The organism is Mucilaginibacter pocheonensis (genome assembly GCF_031456535.1).
Classification (GTDB): Bacteria; Bacteroidota; Bacteroidia; order Sphingobacteriales; family Sphingobacteriaceae; genus Mucilaginibacter; species Mucilaginibacter pocheonensis.
On sequence record NZ_JAVDUU010000003.1, the window covers coordinates 11135 to 30974 of the forward strand.

The window sequence follows — 19840 nt, forward strand, 5'->3', positions numbered from 1 at the left end:
GTTGCAACCACCCCTGGTGAGAATACAGCCTTGGGAGCTGCATAAGTAGGTAATCATTATGATCGCTGTTAACAACCAATTATTTAATTAACCTAAGATTCAAATGTATAAAATTTATACTGTATTTGAACGCGGGCGTACATTCCGCTTTCATCCTAAATTATGGAGAGTAATGAAACTTTCTTTTTTTATCTGTCTTATCACTTTTGTGCAGGTGAGCGCTTCCTCTCTTGCTCAAAAGATTAACCTTAATAAAAGGAATGCCCCATTGTGGGAAACTTTGAATGACATTCGCCGGCAAAGCGGTTACAGTATTCTTTGCGATCCTGATATTTTAATCAGAGCAAAGTCTGTTACTATGAGAATAAAAGATGGTTCATTAGAAGATGCCTTAAAAACATGTTTTCTCAATCAGCCATTTAATTATGTGATAAATCAAAAAACCATATTAATTACGCCAAAATTGCCTATCCCTATCATCAATAAATCTGTAGCCGCTATCAGGATAATTGGAAAAGTGACGGATGAACAAGGAAATCTACCCGGAGTAAGTATTAAATTAAAAGATTCTAATTTAGGAACGATATCAGATTCCAAAGGCAATTATTTCCTTAATATCCCTGATAGCAAGGGAACTCTTGTTTTTACTTGTGTTGGTTATTTAACCCAGGAAATTCCTATTGAAGGACGCACTACAATTAATGTTCAATTAAAAGTGGAATCAAAAGGATTGAACCAAATCGTGGTGATCGGTTACGGCACTGTCCGGAAAAAAGATCTCACTGGTTCGGTTTCCTCAATAGGATCCAATGAAATCAAGGCACAGCCCATTAACTCGTTTAACCAGGCACTGGAAGGGAAAGTATCCGGCGTGCAGATTACTCAGGCATCCAATGCGCCCGGCGGCGGGATAACGATCCGGGTGCGTGGCGGCAATTCTATTTCTGCCAGCAATGATCCTTTATATGTAGTTGACGGTTTTCCCATTTCAGTCCTTACCGCGGCAAACGGTGCGAGCGGTAGTGGGGCCAGCTATGCTAACCCACTTTCTACCATTAACCCAAGTGATATTGAATCAATAGAAGTATTAAAGGATGCTTCTGCAACTGCGATATATGGTTCGAGGGGAGCTAATGGCGTTGTCCTGGTAACCACCAAGCGTGGGAAACTCGGACAACCCAGTATTGAGTTTGAAAGCTATGCAGGCGAGCAGCAAGCTGTAAAGCAACTAAAGCTGGGTAATGCTATGGATCATCTCAATTTAAAAAATGAGCAGCTTGCAAATCTCGGCTTTGCTTTACGGTTTGGAAATCCCAGTGGAGCTTATCCAAAACCAGTTGCTTCTTACGGTGAGGGTACGGACTGGCAAAAAGAAATTTTCAGGACTGCGCCTATGCAAAGCTATCAATTATCGATTAGCGGGGGCACCGATAAGATACGGTACCTGATAAGCGGAAACTACCTGAATCAGGATGGAATTATCATCAATAATAACTTTAAGCGCTATGCTTCAAGAGTTAATTTGGATGCAACCCTGAGTGATCATGTCAAAATTGGATCCAACCTTACAGTGTCACGCACAGTTAATAACGGTGTATCGGAAGATCTGGTTGCCGGTCCTGTATATGAAGCATTGACCATATCACCAGCCAGCCCCGTTTATGCAGCGGACGGCAGTTACCAATTGCTTAATTTGGGGCCCGGCACCGGTTTTGCAAGTACTCCCAATCCGGTTGCTGTCCAAAACACTTCAACGAATTTGCTTACAACCGATAGAATGCTGGGTAATGTATTTGGTGATTTTAGCATCATCGATGGTTTGAAAGCACATGTAAGTTTCGGTGCAGATATTCAAAATTCATTTAGGAACGTATTCTTTACGCCGCAAACGCTTGCTGGCAGTGGTCGTAATGGCTATGGAAGCAATGGTACTTCCGAAAATATTAATACTTTAAATGAAAATACACTTACCTATACCAAAAAAATAAACGAGAATAACGCTTTTGATGTTCTCGCAGGTGTAACTTTCCAAAGCAATAGAATGCAACGGACCTACCAGGAGGCTGAGAATTTTCCCAACTACGTATTGGGCGCTAATAATTTGTCAGCAGCCGGTACGCTTGATATCACGAGCAGCGGTTTGGAAAAATGGGGTCTGAATTCCTATTTGGCCAGGGTAAATTACCGCTTCAAAGGCCGCTACTTGTTCACTGTTAGTGCACGAGAAGACGGCTCGTCTCGTTTTGGGGCCAATAATAAGTATGGCTTTTTTCCTTCCGGCGCGTTCGCCTGGCGCGTATCTGACGAAAAATTCTTGAAAAACAGCCAGGTCATTAATGATCTAAAACTGAGAGCCAGTTATGGCATAACCGGCAATGACGGAATTGGCTTGTATAATTCCCTCTCGCAATACACTATCGGTAAAACGGTTTTTAACGATGTCGAAGTACTTACCAATCAAGTTTCACGCATTGAAAATCCCGATCTGAAATGGGAAAAAACAGCGCAATTGGATATTGGATTAGATGCAGGTTTTTTGAATAATCGAATCACCGTTGTTGGCGATTATTACCTGAAAAAAACCAGCGGTTTATTGGTATTTGTGGATTTACCTGCAACTACAGGCGCCACCAGTGTACTGCGCAATATTGGCAGCGTGCAAAATAAGGGCTTTGAACTTGCTATTACCTCAGTAAACATTGACAAGGGAGCAAAAGGGTTCAAATGGACAACGGCTGGCAACATCTCTTATAACGAAAACAAAGTCGTATCGCTTGCTAATGGCGTGGATCATTATTTTTCTGGGTTAACCATAGTACAGGTTGGCAAACCATTGGGTTCGTTTTACGGTAATGTCTTTGATGGCGTATGGCAAACTATGCAACAGATTGCAGCTGCTGGCCCATTGGCACAAGCTGGTAGCCTGCCAGGCGCATATCGCTGGAAAGATGCAAACGGTGATGGCGTTTACAATGAGTCAACTGATCGCCAGGTGCTGGGGAACGGCCTTCCGAAATTTATTTTCGGCCTGACAAACAATTTCTCGTACAAAGCATTCGACTTTTCATTTTTCTTACAAGGGGTACAAGGCAACAAAATTTATAACACTTTTACCACGCTGATAGATGCTCAGTATAACCACCTGAAATCATACTATCTGAATCATTGGACAGCCACTAATCCGAGTAACACCGTTGGGGGTATACGTCAATGGGTTTTGCCGGCAGTTTCGAACTTTGCGATAGAAGACGGCTCGTTCCTGCGCTTAAAAAATGTTACTTTCGGTTACCAGTTGCCAACCTTTACCAAGGTAATTAAGAAAGCCCGCATCTACGTTAGCGCACAAAACCTGCTTACTTTCACCAAGTATACCGGCTATGATCCTGAAGTCAACGGAGATTTCAATAGTAACACCACTTATGGAAGAGATAATTTCAATTATCCGCCATCAAGGATCTACATGCTGGGTTTGTCTACTGCATTTTAAATAAATCTGATAAACATGAAACCACAATATAAGTTATTGAATAAAATGCTGCTTTTACAGGTGCGCACCCTTTTGTGCGGTTCCCTGACTATAGTGTTAATTCTTGGAGGTAGTTGTAAAAATAATCTCGACGAGAAGCCTTATTCGTTTTTGGGAGAGGAAAACTCTTTCAAAACCGCAAGTGACGCCACCGTTGCCCTTGACGCAGTGTATGATAGATTGCGCACTATATACAGTATGACGATGATCAACCTGGCGGATGTCAATTCAGAAGAATTGAACGTTGAGTCGACCATCGGCGCGACTATATTAGATCTTAAAACTAATAATTATTCGCCATCCAATCCTACTTTTGATACCTTTTATACGAACTGTTACTTATTGATTGACAGAGCTAACCGGGTAATCAAAAACGTTCCTGGGATCACCATGGATGCCACTGTCAAAGCTCAGGTAATAGGGGAGGCTAAATTTCTGCGGGCATTAACTTACTTTGATTTAGTGCAGGCATTTGATGATGTGCCATTAGTTACCACACCAACTTCAGATGTTGTAAATGTTAGTATAAAACGTACTCCATCTGATCAGGTTTATACTCAAATTATCAGCGATTTAAAAGATGCTGATACTGCAAACCTCCCGGCAAAATATACTGCCGCCGGGACAATCGGGCGGGCAACAAGCGGCGCGGTAAAATCAATTTTAGCAAAAGTTTACCTTACCCATAAAGATTATACAAATGCGGCCGCTTACGCCAAACAGGTAATCGATTCAAAAGTGTATAGTCTTTTTCCGGATTATAAAAACATTTTCCCACCCGAAAATAAGAATGGTCAGGAGCATATTTTTTCAGCACAATACAGTTGCGTAAAAACCACTTATGGTAGTTCGATGGCTGAATTTTTTTCAATTTATTTTTCATATCCTATTAATCAGGGTGGTGGATCGTACAATGTCGAACCCTCATATGTTAGTTCTTACCTGGCAGGTGACTATCGCAAACAAGTTACTATTATCACTCAAAAGGTGAACCCGGCAAACAACCAATTGGTCTTTGCGCGTAACGGACCTTGTGTTGATAAATATTGGGATCCTTCACCCTGCGCCGAATTTGACGCACGGAACAATTTCATGATCATACGATATGCTGATGTGCTTCTTATTTATGCCGAAGCAATTAATGAAATCAATGGACCAACCTCTGATGCCTATGATGCAATAAATCAGGTGCGGACTCGTGCGAGAAATGGTAACCCGTCTGCCAATCCTCAGAATCTGGCAGGCTTATCTCAGGCTCAGTTTAGGGATGCGGTTTTACAGGAACGGGGATGGGAACTTTGCTTTGAAGGCCACCGCCGCTGGGATTTGTTAAGGACTGGCAAATATATCAGCACCCTTCAAGCTGCAGGGATACCGGTTTCACAAAAGAATCTGCTTTATCCTATTCCGCAACATCAGATGGATGTAAACTCCGCACTTACTCAAAATCCAGGCTTTTGATACCGTTTAACAAATAAAGCGCACCAGCGCGCTTTATTTGTTGTTTTAAAATGCGATGTATGCTAACAACGAAGGATATGAGTTCTTGTCATTCGCTCTGAAAGTGAACTACTGTGATGCAAAAACTGCTTATTGTCCGGCAAACCTAAATTTGCTGCCTGGACGTTGCAGTGTAACTTATTGATAGAGAAATCAGTAACATAATTAAAAAAATGAAAAAAATACATATAGTAACTGCGCTTCTTATACTGTACGCTTTTAAGCTAAATGCTGCCGACCAACCCACTGTCGTGGTGTATGGTGGTACACCCGGGGGCATATCAGCTGCGATAGCGGCGGCCAGACAGGGTGCTAAAGTAATTTTAGTTGAACAGACCCGTCATGTAGGCGGTATGAATACAAGCGGAATCGGAACTGCGGAAACAGAACATATGATTGAGGAAACCATCTCTGGAATTCCGTTGGAAATCTATACACGCATAGGTAAAGCTTATGGAATGAATAAACCTGCTTTTTACTTTGAATCGCATGTTGCAGAAAAAATATTTGTGGATATGCTGACCGAACAGCACGTCTCTGTGATCTACGAGGCTTTCGTTAACAAAGTAATCAAAAGAGATGACGTTATCAAAAGCATAATATTGACAAATGGAAAAACTGTGAGCGGTGATACTTTTATCGACGCAACTTATGAAGGCGATCTGATGGCAAGAGCGGGTGTATCGTATACTTATGGCCGGGAAAGTAAAGCTCAATATGATGAATCGCTTGCCGGTGTTCGTTTGCTGGATAAACCTATCGATGTTTCGCCATATGATGACAATGGAAATTTGCTTCCGGGGTTTGTTGAAGCAAAAAATTTAACTAACGGGGAAGCCAGTAAAAGGATCATCAATTATAATTTTCGGTTGATAATGTCCACCAACTCCGATAGAGTGCCATTTCCTTTGCCATCGCATTACGATGCAAACCGCTTCATTACGCTTAAGCACCTGCTGGCCGAACATCCTAATACCAAACTGTCAGATATCATTGATTTGTATTCCTGGAATTACCCGCCGGGAAAGTTTGAAGCCAATAATAAACAAAATTCGGTTATATCGCTTGGCTTTTTTGGTGGTAATACCGACTACCCTGATGCAGATTATAAAAAGCGGAAACGGATATTTCAGGATCATAAGGACTGGACACTTGGCTTGCTTTATTTTTTAGAACATGATCAGTCCGTGCCGAAGCCGTTACACGATGAGATTAACAGATATGGGTTGGCTCCCGATGAATTTATGGACAACTATAACTTTCCATATTATTTATATATCCGGGAAGCGCGCCGAATGGTAGGAAGCTATGTACAAACGCAGAAGGACATTTTTGAAGAACCTAAAAAAACGGATGCTATTGCATTAGGTTCCCACTTTGTGGATTGTCATCATGTGCAAAAAGTGGCTATATCCAAAACACAATACATAAACGAAGGCCGTATATGGGTTAAAGTTGACCAACCATATGAACTTTCATATGGCATCATCACTCCAAGAAAAAGTGAATGTACAAATTTGTTGGTGCCCGTTTGCGTTTCAGCCTCCCATGTCGGTTTTTGCTCAATCAGGGTTGAAGTTACCTGGATGCAACTTGGTGAGGCCGCAGGCGTTGCCGCAATAATTGCTGCAAAGAATAATAAGCCAGTGCAGGACATTGACCTAAAACAATTGCAGCGAGTACTGAAAAAAGATGGTGTTATACTGAACCGGGACGAGAAGCATTGGATTAATAATGATAAATCCTGACAGTGCATGCTATGAAATTAGCACGCTGTGATAGCCCCCCGAAGCCGCTATCCAGATATACTTCTGAAAGTTTCGTTGTTGTTCCATCTTAATGAGCCTTCGAAATCAGAGCGTCTGGAGATATGGGTAATCTTATTTATAAATCATTGATTCATAGTTTTGTACAGATGTTTCTTGCATAATATAGAATATAGAGTTCTTTTTAAAAGAGAAAGAAATGTTTGGATAATATAGCTAAATAGTATTGGGTTCCAGTTATTTTGATTTTTATCATATAGTTTGAAATTCCTTCCTTGCCAATCGAAACTCCGCTGGCTGTTGATGATTAAGATACGTTAAATATGACTGAAGTCTGTCATTGGCTAAAACAATCGGCTTGACAGCCGGTTATTATCAAATCATCAACGGCTAAGCGCCATGATAAGGCATCAGATTCCCCAAAAGAAAATTAACATGATGCGCAGGCAGTTCATCCGCGGCGATGAAACTACTTATAGGATCGCTAAAAAGCTGGGCATTTCCACAGTTACCTCCTGGAGGTATATAAACGAGTTTAAACGTATCAAAGCAACCTACCCGGAGCGATTGAAAGATATGAACTTCTTTATGCCGGAAGAACCCAAGAGCCACAGATTGACGCCACTTTATGTTAATTTTATCAAAGTTTTGCCACGGCTGCTCGCTGCCGAAAAGCCAGGTGTGAAAGCTAAGCCGGTATGGAGAAAATATAGAGCGATGTATCCTAACGGTTATGCCTACCTGCCATTTACTGCATTGTTTTATGAGTGGATAAAGGTAAATGATGTGCCCGAAATACCAAAACTTCTCGCGTCTATGCCGGAATACGATGTAAAAGCCTTGAAAAAATGGAGGCATTCATCTGACCATCGGAAATGGCAGATTGCAACTACGCTGCTCATGGCGCTTCAAACCTCCGGTTATAAGACCATAACTGATAAGGCTGAGACGACTAACGAAACAATTAAGAACTGGATCAGTACTTACCTCAGCAAGGGGCTGGTTGCTTTTAAACCACCAATACATAAAATATTTCCTACCGTAATAAAGCGAATGAAGCAACGAGCAGAAAACCTCATTAAGCTACTCCATGAACCGCCGACAACGCATGGACTAAATCGCACCAGTTGGACAATCACTGCGCTGACGATATGTATGAAAAGATTTACGCTGAAAAAATTTCTTGGATGCAAGCATCTTATACCCTTAGAAAGAATGGATACCGTTTCAAAAAGTCGAGAGACATGCTTACGTGCAAAGACCCTAAGTACCGTGAAAAGATCGATAAATTACAACGTATCCTGCAACGTTTGCGGAAAGACGAGAAGTTCTTTTCGATTGACGAGTACGGACCTGTAGGCGTTAAAATCAAAGGAGGAAGGATGCTTAAAAAAGATAATGAACCGTATTATGTACCGGACAAGCAAAAACATAAAGGGGTTGTGATATGTACTGCGGCTTTGGAACTGTCTACCAATCAGGCAACCCATTTTTTTTCGACAAGAAAAAACACCTTCGAGACCATAAAACTTGTTGAGACACTGGCATCCCTGTATGCCGATCAAAGACGTATATACCTCTGTTGGGATAATGTAAGCTGGCACCGCTCTAAAATTCTGATCAATTTTATCGAAGATCATAACAAAGTGCATAAACCATTGATCGTTCGCGTGCCATTACCGTCATGTACTCAGTTCCTGAACGTCATTGAATCGGTTTTCGGCGGTCTGGCAAAAGCGGTTATACACAACAGCAATTACGGCAATATCGAAGAGTGCCAGGCTGCCATTAACAAGTATTTTCTGGAGCGGAACGAACATTTTAGGAATAACCCGAAACGAGCGGGCAACAAAATATGGAGAAAAGAGCCTGTCCCTGCGCATTTTTGCGAGACGCAGAACAGTCGTAACCGCAGGGCAATGCGCGGGGCAACCCAATAAAATACTGTGGTAAGGTTTGTGATCATCCTGATGTTCATCAATAAGTATTTTATAGACCTCGGCCTTTCACTTAAATCTAAAAAAGTTTTTCGTCCCTTTTTTATCTGGATTCGCATGGTGTCTTTTTTAAAAGAAAAGAACTTTGGATTCGTCGCCGGGACCGCCGATTTAGGCAGTCCGAAACTATAAATTCCTGGGTCGTCATTGGCGTTTAACTTTGCTCGGGACGAGGTAGCTTCCTGTCATGTCCAAAAAATCCGGATGCCGGTTTTTGGATGAAATAAAAATGCGTTCCGTATCTCACCCCGGAACGCACCACAAAAGTGTATCAACTAAATCTCAGATCGCATGTTTGCTATCTAAGCTCTTTTGGCAAATGCACCGGTCATTCTGAGCGTAAGCTACGGGCACGGTTTGAAAGCGCGGCCTTAATGGCCTGGAAACTGATGATGAACAGGGTGATAATGAGGGCTGCGAGTGCCGAAGCGATAAAAATCCGAGTTTTTGGTGATAACAAACGGCTGAAATCAGTGATGTGATCAGCAATAGAACATGCGGTTTTTTCTACAGTATCTGCTGTTGTGTAGCAGCCATGATTAGTTCAGCAACATTTTTCACCCCAAATTTCTGGATCAGGTTTTTACGATGGGTATCAATAGTAAGCGGACTTAAAAATAGTTCCTGGCCGATCACCTGGCTGGTCTTGCCTGTGGCGATCATAGACAGTATTTCTTTCTCCCTCCGGGTAAGACGCGGTGCCCCTTGCAATTCATTTTTTGATGGCCGGCTAATTATTTCCATCACCGCTTTGCTATAACAGATGTTTCCTTTTACCGCTTCCGCAATACAATATCTAAGCTCTTCAACAGCGCTATTTTTAAGCAAGTAGCCACTGGCACCGTTTTGAATGGTTTGCATGATAATGCTTCTCTCGGTATGATTGCTTAAAATAAGTATAGTGGCCATTACTGATTCCTTTTTGATCATGTGGCATAGTTCCATTCCGTTAATATCAGGAAGCGTAATGTCCAACAAAATGAGATCTACGGGATTAGTCCTGATATATGAAAGAATATCCGCGCCGCTGCAAAAGCCGCCAACAAGGTGTATGTTCTCCTCATGTTGTAGCAATGTCTTTAAGCCCTCGATCACAATAGGGTGATCGTCAACTATCGCGGTTAGTAATTTTGGCGTCTTCATTGATATTGAGTTCGATATTAATGGTTGTTCCTTCATTGATAACTGACTGTAACTCAAATTTGCCATTTAAGAAAGTGATCCGGTTTTTAAGGTTATCTAAACCCATACCCTTCTTATTTTCCAGCATAGCCGTATCGAATCCGCAGCCATCATCTTCAAAGGTTATAAAAAAAATGTGATCGTTCTGACTGCATTGTAACATGATATTTGAAGCGTTCGCGTGTTTGATAGCATTGGAAAAAAGCTCCTGTACCATGCGATATATGCTAAGCTGTACGCTCAGCGTAATGCTTTTTTGGATATGAAAAGTCTGAAAATCAATGTGTAACTCATCGCGCATATAAAACTCACACAAGTCTTTCAATGCCACTTCCAGTCCAAACTTCAGAAGCGTTTCCGGTAACAAATTACGGGCGATACGCCTCAGCTCCGAAACCGAAGAGTCCAGTTGGCCAATAATGTGGTTCAGGTCTTTGTCCCCGGATAGGTCCGAGTTATTATTTGACCAACCCGATAAACCTATTTTTACACCCGCCAGCATTCCGCCCAGTCCGTCATGCAGGTCGCGGGCAACGCGTTCCCGTTCATGCTCTTCGCCATCCAGCATGGCCTTGGTTACTTTAAGCTGCTGCTTTTGCTCCAATTCATGGAGTTGCTGCTGATAGTTGATCTCCTTTTGAGCCGCAAGTTTCCGGTTGTTTTTCGCATTCAGGATCACCAGTCCAAGCGTAATGAGCAGCGATAAACAACCGATGACCAGCAGCCAGTTGTATAAATGCTCATTCCTGGCTTTCAGGGCTGCTTGTTTGTTTTGCGCCTGTAAAGCAGCAATTTTCTGATGGTTTTCCGCAGTGCGGTATTTGGTCTCCAGTTCATTGATCTTCAGCGCGGTCTGGTCCTTGTGGATACTATCTGTTAGTACCTGATACTTATTCATCCAGAAGTAAGCGGCTTTGTAGTCTTTCAGGTTTTTGCTGGTTTTTGACAATTCTGCGTAAATCGTCGCCTTATCATTAGCGGTTGCCATAAGCGTGCCATCCTTTGCAATATCCAGTAAAATTTGTCTGGCTTTGGCATACGCTTTCTGCTGTCCGTAGACTTCATATTTTCTGAACAGGAACTGCTGATGCAATTGTTTCTGATTGTATTTTTTTGCAAGAACAATTCCCTTATCAGCGCTTACCAGCGACTGTTCAAAAGATTTAACAGTAAAATAGTATAAAGCTTCGTTATAATAATACAGCGGATAGTTTACGGATTCGGGATAGGCACTTATTATCGCTTTAGCTTTTGCTAACAAAGGCTTTGCCTTTGCTGATTTGCCGTCATAGCAATAGATGCTTACACCGCTCAGATAAGCAAACAAAAGATTGGTTGAGCGCGGGCTTTCGGTTTGCAACAGCTCAATTGCCTTTTGATTATAGGTCGCCGCCTTGGCGAACTGGTAATTGTTCATCAATACGGTAGAGAGCTGCGTGTAGAAATGCGCCAGCATTACTTTTTCACCAGCTTTTTCCGCTTCCGGCAGAACTTTTTCAAGTATAATGCGGGTAATAAACTCGTATCCTTTGGTATCCCTGTTCATTATAGCGTAGTTGAACCATGCAGCTGCACGCCTGCCGTGTGCTTTCGGGGTGTTAAACGCCGAAAAGGCCTCTTCCGCTTTTTTAAAGGCAGCAGCAGCTTTAGCCGCGTTCCAGTTAAAATAATACTGCCCTTCATAAAAATGCGCCAATGCTCTAAAATAGGGGTATTTCGCTGCAAGTTGTTTGCCGCGCATTAAATACGTTTTACTTTTCACGGTATCCTTGAATTTCCAGTATTCAACCAATTGGAAATTAGCATTGGCCTTTGCACTATCCGGTCCATTTGACCGCAGGACGTTTTCCAAACTGTCGACGTGCTGTTTTTCATTTAGAGGGATCTGTTGCTGCGCTAAAGCGTAGACGGTTATCAGCAGGCAGACTGGGATCAGATAAATCTTCTTCATTTCAATCACCGGCAGGTCAACAGATATGGCCTACCGGTTTTAAATATGCAGCTAAAAATTCAGAACCTGCTAAAAGTTACGGCCGCTGATGATAAAATACCTAAAAATCAGGAGAAAAAAAACCACCAATAAGGGGATTTTAAGTGCTAAGGCCAACGAATAGCTTTGCGGTCTATCTATTATCTTAATCAAATAACTATGAAAAAATCCATTTTTAAAAATTTAATTGCCTTTACTATTTGTGCCGTTTTGTTTGCAAGTTTCTCATCATGCAGCAAAAAAAGCAGCGGCGATCCCACACCCTCAAACGGGCGTAATGCCAAGTTTACGGTTACCGTGACCGGTGCACCGTCATCCGCTTTTATCTCCTTTGTAATGGTAGGTTTAACCAACGACCCGAAAGAAGGTACTGTTTGGAAAGTAAACGGTGTGGTACAAAACAGCGAGAATTCAGTTAGCCTCGGTAAAAATAATTTTAACGGAACCACTAAAACTTATGTAATTGAATCTATTAAGCCATTAAGTGCGATCAGTGTAGGAGTGCAGTGTTTAAACGTGGAAAACTCGCCCTACAAAATTAGTTACAAAGCAGAAATAAACGGTGAGGTTAAAAACGATGAAAAAGATTTTACGGTTACCAAAAGCACAGATTTTACCCACGATTATACCTATTAAAAAAGGTGAATACCATGCAATGGTTTAATAGCTAACATCTATACTAAAATTAATAACTATGAAAAAGATCATGATCATTTGTTCGGCGCTGATGTTATTCAGCCTCACAACAACCAGGGCACAAGCACTTTTGGACAAAATCGACAGGGCAAACGACAAAGCCGACCGTGCGGGTCATACCGCAGACAAAACAAAAAGTACCGGCGACAAAATCCTGGGTTTTTTTGGAAAAAAGAAGAACGGCTCTTCATCAGAAACAAAAACTACAGTGAAAATTAGCGGCGTTGACTTTGCAACCTTACGAAACATTAATGATAAACTGCAGGCAGCGAAAGGGATTGAAAGCACCAAGATGAAATATGGCGCATCGGGGTCTTCGATTACTCTTCAGCATTGGGGATCTACATCAGACATTCTTAAAACCCTCCAAAAAGCTTCTCCGGAAGTGTTTGCGGAAAAAAATATTGAGGGCATGGATGACGGTGAAATATCCATTAAACTGAAATAACCATCACCGGACCAAGGATTATACCGGACTTGCTGTTTGCTGAACCTGATCATCTTCATCGAACAGCTTATTAAATCAAATCGACACCATATGGAAAATATAATAAGGAAGGCTCAACTTGCCTGCCTCATGGCGCTGGCCATAATGGGTCTGTCTGCCTGCAAAAAGAACGGTGGTACAGTAGCGGGAGATGTCGAAAAATATCTTACCTGTAAGATCAACGGCAAGTTGCACGAGTTTAATTACAGCGTGAATGCCAATGATAAACCTGCTACGGACACCGTACATTTTGTAGTAATTGGCGGATGGGAAAAGCATGACATGGTTACCGGATTTGGCATAGACATGCACCTGAAGGAAGGGGCGAAGGAGACTACCTACACTGCCAACGATGCAAGCGACCTGTTACTTGCCGGTAAATACTCCATCCAGAATATGAAGGATGGTAAAATCGTGGGTACTACTATCTATAATGGCGGGGACCTTGATGGAAGCAGCTTAACCATAACCAGTTTAACGAAATGGGGTGTTAAAGCAACCTTTTCAGGAAAGCTAAAACTGCTCGGTGGCGAAGAATATCTTACGGTTACAGAAGGCAAATTCTCAGCACCCTATAATTGATTTTTTACTTTAAACTTTATGTCTTTCAATATGAAAAGATACTTTTTGGTCACCGGGCTGCTTATAGTCTTTAGCAGCCTTTCTGTATTTCAGGCGGCAGCTCAGAATATGGATTTTAACGAAGATTTCTCCAAATACGAAATAGGTGCAACCCCTCGCAGTATTAAAACAAACGGCGCTGCTACGATTGCCCGTCCCGTCGGCCAGCCGGGTAAATGGCTGTCAATACAAGATAACATCACCTATAAATTGAACAGGCCTGCTACCCTTCCCGGGAGCTTTACATTTGAATTTGATATACTGGCGCAGGCAGAACAGATCAAAGACATCTCGCCTATTTCTTTTGGTTTTGTAAAGGACAATGCTGCCAGGGAATATATCAGCAACGGCGGGACCTTTGTGCAACTGCATTATTATGATGCGGACGCTGTTAACATCGGAAATTATGATTTGAAAAAGGAGGCCAACACCAAGTTTGATCTTTCTGCAACGGCGAACCGACCGGTTCATATTAAGTTGGTCGTACGCGGCAATCAAATGGCCGTTTACGTGGATGATACCAAGCTGGCAGATACTGTGCTCTTTCAACCCGGGACGGCCAGGTATTTTTATATAAGTGGCCCTAATAAATCTGAAAACGGTGCCAGGTTATTTATCAGCAATATCAGCATACGTTCCTAAGATCATTGGCTATACAATCACAGATTCTGATACAACTAAGCCTATTCTTTAGGAATAGGCTTAGTTGTAATGAACCATTGGGTACCCATTATCAGCAGCTTTCGACTGGCTATTGACCACCGGCAATGGCGCTTCTACGACTACCCTGGTCTTATAAGCTTCGTCTTTGATATCGTCGCTCCATGCCTAATCCAAGTTCATGATGCGAACCTCGCGTTTCGCAATACTGTTAATTCAGTTGTTGTAGTTTCTCCTTAGCTTTTTAAATATGCTTTCAAGTCCTATATTTATTCAATTACTTTTTACAGCCTCTTAATAGCGCGAAAACTTGCAAGTTACAGCAAAGTATTAAAAATTTGTTGTAACAAAACCGCACAGGCAGGCGTACGATTTTATTACAAGTAATTATTTGTTAGATTTCAATTGCTTATCTGCCAATAACTTATAAATTGGACCGGCCTTTGAATTAAGTATAGGACTTGAACACATATACATTTCATTTTGATATATATGGCCTGGCTTTTCTTGGGGTGAGCTTGATAGGGCTTTGTTATGCCCTGCAAGTGGGATTCACAAAAAAGGAGGGCAGGGGCGCTAATCGTTTTTTAAGCCTGGCCCTGGGTTTGACCATGCTCGGGCTTGTGTGGGACCTTTACAGAGATATCAGTCTCGGATCAGATTTCCCTCGTTGGAGCTGGCTGTCATTGAACTTTTCACTAGTGACCGGCTCCCTCATCTTTTTCTACGTCTTAAAAACAACTAGCCCGCAATACCCCTTTCGCTGGAAGGACCTGCTGCATTTCAGCCCCTTATTACTGGAGATGGGCGCCCTAATATTACAGATCAATGAAAGCAGAAAAACCGGTAAACCGACCTGCGATACGCTCATCTTTCAACAATGGAATCCAATACATCAAATACTGGTATTTCTTTCAGTTGCCATTTACTTGTTGCTATGCCGTAAATTAATAGGCAGCTATTATCAGCGAATGAACTTCATAGCCGGTGATCGTTATCGGCACGAATTCCAATGGCTGAATCGTATGTTGAGGAATTTTGCCTTTTTATGGCTGCTTTGGATACCATTTACTGTGGCGGATCATTTCTATTACCATCATTCAATTGGTGGACGCTCCGGTTATCCTTTATATTTGTTTTTCGCGGTAGTGTTTATCCGGAACGTGATTGTCATCTGTTTGCGGCCTGGAGTCAGCAGGCCGGTTGAAAAGGCGCCGTCTCAGTATGTGTTGATCCCGAAAGAACTGAAGCAGCGAAGCGCCTGGTTGAAAAGCGCGATGAAAGTGAACCGCTACTACGAAGATCCGGACCTCAGTTTAAATTCCTTAGCCTGCAAAATCAAACTGCATCCCCATGAACTTTCGCGCATCATCAATACGGCGCTGAAAAAAAACTTCAATGACTTCGTAAACGAATACCGCGTTCAGGCGGCCGCGCGAAGAATGCAGGACCCGACTTATGATCATTTGACGCTGCTCGGTATAGCGTATGAATCCGGATTTAATTCGCAAAGCACTTTTAACCGGATTTTTAAGCAGCTCACCGGAAAAAGTCCTGTTGAATACAAAAACGCCATAAAAATAGAGTTCCCAACTTATGATTTGGGCAGTCGCCGTCCACCAGCGCCGTTAATTTTGAATCAGGAAACTACCCCGCGGTGGTCTCCTGCTGACAAAATAAAGCGCAATCCCATGTTTAAAAATCATTTCAAAACTTCCTGGCGGAATCTAAAAAAGAATAAGGCCTACAGCATCCTGAATATTGCCGGCCTGGCAGTAGGCACCGTTTGCGCGGCGCTGATATTTCTGTGGGTAGAGGATGAACTCACCTTTAACCACAATTTTGCAAAGCGGGATTACCTGTACCACGTGATGCAAAATGAAAAAAGTGATGCTGGCATTAACACCAATGGGTCTACACCCGGCCCGTTGGCGGCCGCGTTAAAAGCGGACGTTCCCGGCATCGTCAACAGTGGCCGCCTGAGCTGGGCCATGGATGAGCTGGTGGTATCCGGTGAGAAGTTAATCAAAGAAAACGGCATGTATGCAGATCCTTCTATACTTGCCATGTATGATTTGCCTTTCATCTATGGTGACCGCGCGACAGCGTTAAGCCATCCTAAAGATGTCGTGATCAGCGAAACGATGTCCCGAAAGTTTTTTGGCGATCGCAATCCAGTTGGCAAGATGATAAAGATGAATGCACAGGGCGCATACAGCGTTGACGGGCTCTACACGGTAAGCGGCGTGTTTAAAGATCTGCCTGCAAATTGTTATTATCATTTTCAATGGCTGTCACCGTATACCACCTGGGAGGACGCAAATACCTGGCTGAAACCATGGGGTAACAATCTGACAGAAACGATCGTTCAGCTTTCTCCAAGTACCCATCCGGCCGAGGTCAATAAGGTCCTGAAGAGCTATTTGAGCACCAAGGTGGACAAAGCGGTTAACCAATGCTTTTTATTCAGCATGAACGACTGGCATCTGCGCAGCAATTTTGTAAATGGCGTGCAGGACGGTGGGGCGATCAAATATGTCAAGCTTTTTTCCATGATAGCCGTTATTATTCTATTGATCGCCTGCATCAATTTTATGAACCTTTCCACGGCGCGCTCAGAACAGCGTATGAAAGAAGTAGGGGTACTTAAAGTGATGGGAGCGAATAAAATAAGCCTGATTGGAAAATTCATCAGCGAATCCGTACTGCTTTCATTTATCTCGATGTTATGCGCGGTGGTATTGCTATACTTATTGATCCCCTTTTACAATGACCTTGTACAAAAGGAATTAGCTGTAAACCTTTTTGATCCGTTACATTTTGGCGGGTTGCTGGCCATTGGCCTGGTTGCAGGCCTGATTGCGGGTAGTTATCCGGCCTTTTACCTGTCATCCTTTAATCCGGTAAGCGTGCTGAAAGGGATGAAGATCAAGAACTCCATAAATGTCGTCTTCATTCGCAAAGGACTTGTCGTTACCCAGTTTGCCGCTTCTGTTATGCTGATCGTAGCCACCATTGTCGTGTATAAACAGGTTCAGCATATCAGGGACAGGAATATCGGTTATAGCAAGAACAACCTGATCTACATGGATATCCAGGGAAATATGAAAGCGCATTTCAGCACGATCAAAAACAGCCTGATGGCGACAGGCTATGTTGAAAATGCGGCGACCAGTCTACACGACGCCTTGCACGTTTACAGCGCAGGTGACGGATTTACGTGGCAGGGCAAAAACCCGAATGCCAAGTTGCCTATTCATTCCAACGTTGTCAGCGCTGAATATTTAAAAACGATGCAGATGAAATTAGTGAGCGGAAGAGACTTTTATGCGGGAACGACAGATAGCAGCAGCGTTATCATTAATGAAAGTATGGCCGGCACAATGGGGAAGGAAGGAAAGGTAGGCAGTATCATTCACGCCGGCAGACACGTGTTGACCGTCGTTGGTATCATTAAGGACTTTGTTTACAACGATATCTATGGCGGCAGTGCGCCGCTTATTTTATTAAACAGCAATAATGGTCCTACGGTAATGGCAGTACGTTTTAAACCCAACGCCGACTTATCACAGGCGTTAGCAAAAACAGCTGACGTAATGAATAAGGAAAATGCAGGATTTTCCTTTGAATACCGGTTTGCTGATGAAGACTTTGACAAACTTTTTTCCAATGAAACGCTTATCGGCAAACTTGCCGGTTTATTTGCGATGCTCGCCATATTCATTTCCTGCCTTGGCCTGTTCGGGCTGGCTGCCTATACTGCTGAACGCCGGGCAAAAGAGATCGGGATACGCAAAGTACTGGGCGCCTCTGTCACGGGGTTAATGGCCTTATTGGCGAAAGAATTTCTTCAACTGGTTACACTTTCCTGCGTTATCGCTTTTCCGGTTGCATGGTTGTTCATGCATAACTGGCTACAAAACTATGCCTATCGTACTGCTATAGAATGGTGGATGTTCGCCTTGCCTGCGTTCAGCGCTTTACTGGTTGCCTTGATAACAGTAAGCTTTCAGGCAATCAATGCAGCTGTTGCCAATCCTATAAAAAGTCTGAGGAGCGAATAAATAGCTCTTGTCGTTTTTCGCTGGTATAATAATTCGGTTAGGACGTCATGCAGCAAAAGAACTTAGGTCCACTTAAATGTGATCTGAGGTTTAGTTGACACACGCTATGTGGTGCGCTCCGGGGTGAGATACGGGGCGCATTTTTTTATAATAACGCCTTTGATATCTGCGTGGTAGATGTAATGATGTGTTTTGGCGGTTTGCATTTGTTAAAGAGCGCCGCAAATAGATCCCCTGATTCCGGTTCTATTCCTGACCACCCTCTCAGGACAAAGACGTGGTAGGAGGCCACGCTAGTGGAGTCTTGCATTAAGCAGCAGCCTGCTTAATGCAAGGCAGCATAGCTCAAAGCCTGATCAAGTGCACGGATATCCGGCTCGGCCAGCAGGTGACCGCCCATATATACCGGGTCAAATAGATATAACCCGAGCTTACCACCCCAACTTTAGCTTAACAGCATTTTTAAAAGTATCGCCAATCGGCAAATGCTGCCCGGCAACAACTATTTTTGATTTTTCCAGATAATCGATTTTGGTGATATTGTGGATAATCCACACTTGGTTGACCCCTCTTGCCAAAATTGGATTGACCACTTTGGGTTCTGATTATCAATTATAAATAAATGATTTCAAATTGGCGGCAAGGGGTCAGTGAGGCTGGTATTATCCAATACATAAACAATCTCTCTGAATTTGTATTCGATGGTATTAGAACCAACTTGATCGACTATCCGCCTTATGTGGGTTTTTTCGATTTGACTTTTTCTAGCAGTTTCAAAAATTACATTTCGACTATTCTAGTTAGAGGTTTCATTATCAATAAAAATGAGATCATCGTTCCCAATGAGGTTACTGGTATGTACAATCCAACGTGGTACCCTTTTGAGGAATATGGATTTAAGTGCAAATCCGTTAGCACTGAGCATTTTGGCTTATTTCTATCCTACAAAATAGAACGCCCGGCAAGTTTATCAGGAGATGACGTTCGTTTTTCGCTAAATGCAATATCAACAACAATAGTTAAACTTTCAGATTTTAAAATAATCATTGATGAATCAAAGTTTAATTACCTTTTAAAAAACAAAAACCACAGCTTAGGTAGAGCCGGTTTGTCGGAGATGTCGGTATATGAACTCGAAAATGAAATACGATTGAAAATTAACTCTAACTATATTTTTAATTTACGGCTTTCGCCAAACACCATTCAATTTAATATAATGATTGAGGCTATACGAAATGATTCCGGAAAGAAAACAAAACTGCTAATTGCTTTAGAATACGCTGCAGAAAAGAAAACTTTACGGTTGATTACAATGGTTTAGCAAGTAATTTACTTAGAATACCGTTGCTAC

Annotated in this window: 13 protein-coding genes; 11 read left to right on the forward strand and 2 right to left on the reverse strand. The window is 42.5% G+C overall.

What is annotated here, in order from left to right; translation table 11 throughout:
• Positions 1-103 precede the first annotated feature (103 nt).
• From J2W55_RS13565 to J2W55_RS13585, 5 genes are all read left to right on the forward strand, one after another.
• Positions 104-3487, forward strand: a complete 3384-nt coding sequence (locus J2W55_RS13565; RefSeq protein ID WP_310096500.1) for a TonB-dependent receptor — start codon at positions 104-106, stop codon at positions 3485-3487.
• Positions 3488-3502: 15 nt separating this feature from the next.
• Positions 3503-4987, forward strand: a complete 1485-nt coding sequence (locus tag J2W55_RS13570; RefSeq protein ID WP_310096501.1) for a RagB/SusD family nutrient uptake outer membrane protein — start codon at positions 3503-3505, stop codon at positions 4985-4987.
• 212 nt (positions 4988-5199) lie between these two features.
• Complete coding sequence (locus J2W55_RS13575; RefSeq protein WP_310096502.1) at positions 5200-6774, forward strand: FAD-dependent oxidoreductase; 1575 nt, start codon at positions 5200-5202, stop codon at positions 6772-6774.
• 417 nt (positions 6775-7191) lie between these two features.
• The gene (locus J2W55_RS13580; RefSeq protein WP_310096503.1) at positions 7192-8151 is read left to right on the forward strand and encodes a hypothetical protein; all 960 of its coding nucleotides are present in this window, start codon (positions 7192-7194) and stop codon (positions 8149-8151) included.
• Positions 8152-8174: 23 nt separating this feature from the next.
• Positions 8175-8732 (forward strand): transposase, encoded by a 558-nt coding sequence (locus J2W55_RS13585; protein ID WP_310096504.1) that lies wholly within the window; start codon positions 8175-8177, stop codon positions 8730-8732.
• 564 nt (positions 8733-9296) lie between these two features.
• Here J2W55_RS13585 and J2W55_RS13590 read toward each other — a convergent pair.
• Both J2W55_RS13590 and J2W55_RS13595 read right to left on the reverse strand, forming a co-directional pair.
• Positions 9297-9932, reverse strand: a complete 636-nt coding sequence (locus J2W55_RS13590) for a response regulator (RefSeq protein WP_310096505.1) — start codon at positions 9930-9932, stop codon at positions 9297-9299.
• Positions 9898-11922, reverse strand: a complete 2025-nt coding sequence (locus tag J2W55_RS13595; RefSeq protein ID WP_310096506.1) for a sensor histidine kinase — start codon at positions 11920-11922, stop codon at positions 9898-9900. The genes J2W55_RS13590 and J2W55_RS13595 overlap by 35 nt, the downstream gene beginning before the upstream one ends.
• A gap of 198 nt (positions 11923-12120) precedes the next feature.
• Here J2W55_RS13595 and J2W55_RS13600 point away from each other — a divergent pair, with 198 nt between their 5' ends.
• From J2W55_RS13600 to J2W55_RS13625, 6 genes are all read left to right on the forward strand, one after another.
• Positions 12121-12597: a hypothetical protein gene (locus tag J2W55_RS13600; RefSeq protein ID WP_310096507.1), complete on the forward strand. Its 477-nt coding sequence runs from the start codon at positions 12121-12123 to the stop codon at positions 12595-12597.
• Positions 12598-12655: 58 nt separating this feature from the next.
• On the forward strand, positions 12656-13105 hold the full coding sequence (locus J2W55_RS13605; RefSeq protein ID WP_310096508.1) for a hypothetical protein: 450 nt from the start codon (positions 12656-12658) through the stop codon (positions 13103-13105).
• A 90-nt stretch (positions 13106-13195) separates the two neighbouring features.
• Complete coding sequence (locus J2W55_RS13610; RefSeq protein ID WP_310096509.1) at positions 13196-13726, forward strand: hypothetical protein; 531 nt, start codon at positions 13196-13198, stop codon at positions 13724-13726.
• Positions 13727-13756: 30 nt separating this feature from the next.
• The gene (locus tag J2W55_RS13615) at positions 13757-14407 is read left to right on the forward strand and encodes a hypothetical protein (RefSeq protein WP_310096510.1); all 651 of its coding nucleotides are present in this window, start codon (positions 13757-13759) and stop codon (positions 14405-14407) included.
• Positions 14408-14886: 479 nt separating this feature from the next.
• Positions 14887-18489, forward strand: coding sequence for an ABC transporter permease (locus J2W55_RS13620; protein WP_310096511.1), 3603 nt, complete (start codon positions 14887-14889; stop codon positions 18487-18489).
• 622 nt (positions 18490-19111) lie between these two features.
• A complete protein-coding gene (locus tag J2W55_RS13625) occupies positions 19112-19810 on the forward strand; it encodes a hypothetical protein (protein ID WP_310096512.1) in 699 nt (232 codons plus the stop codon).
• Positions 19811-19840: the final 30 nt, after the last annotated feature.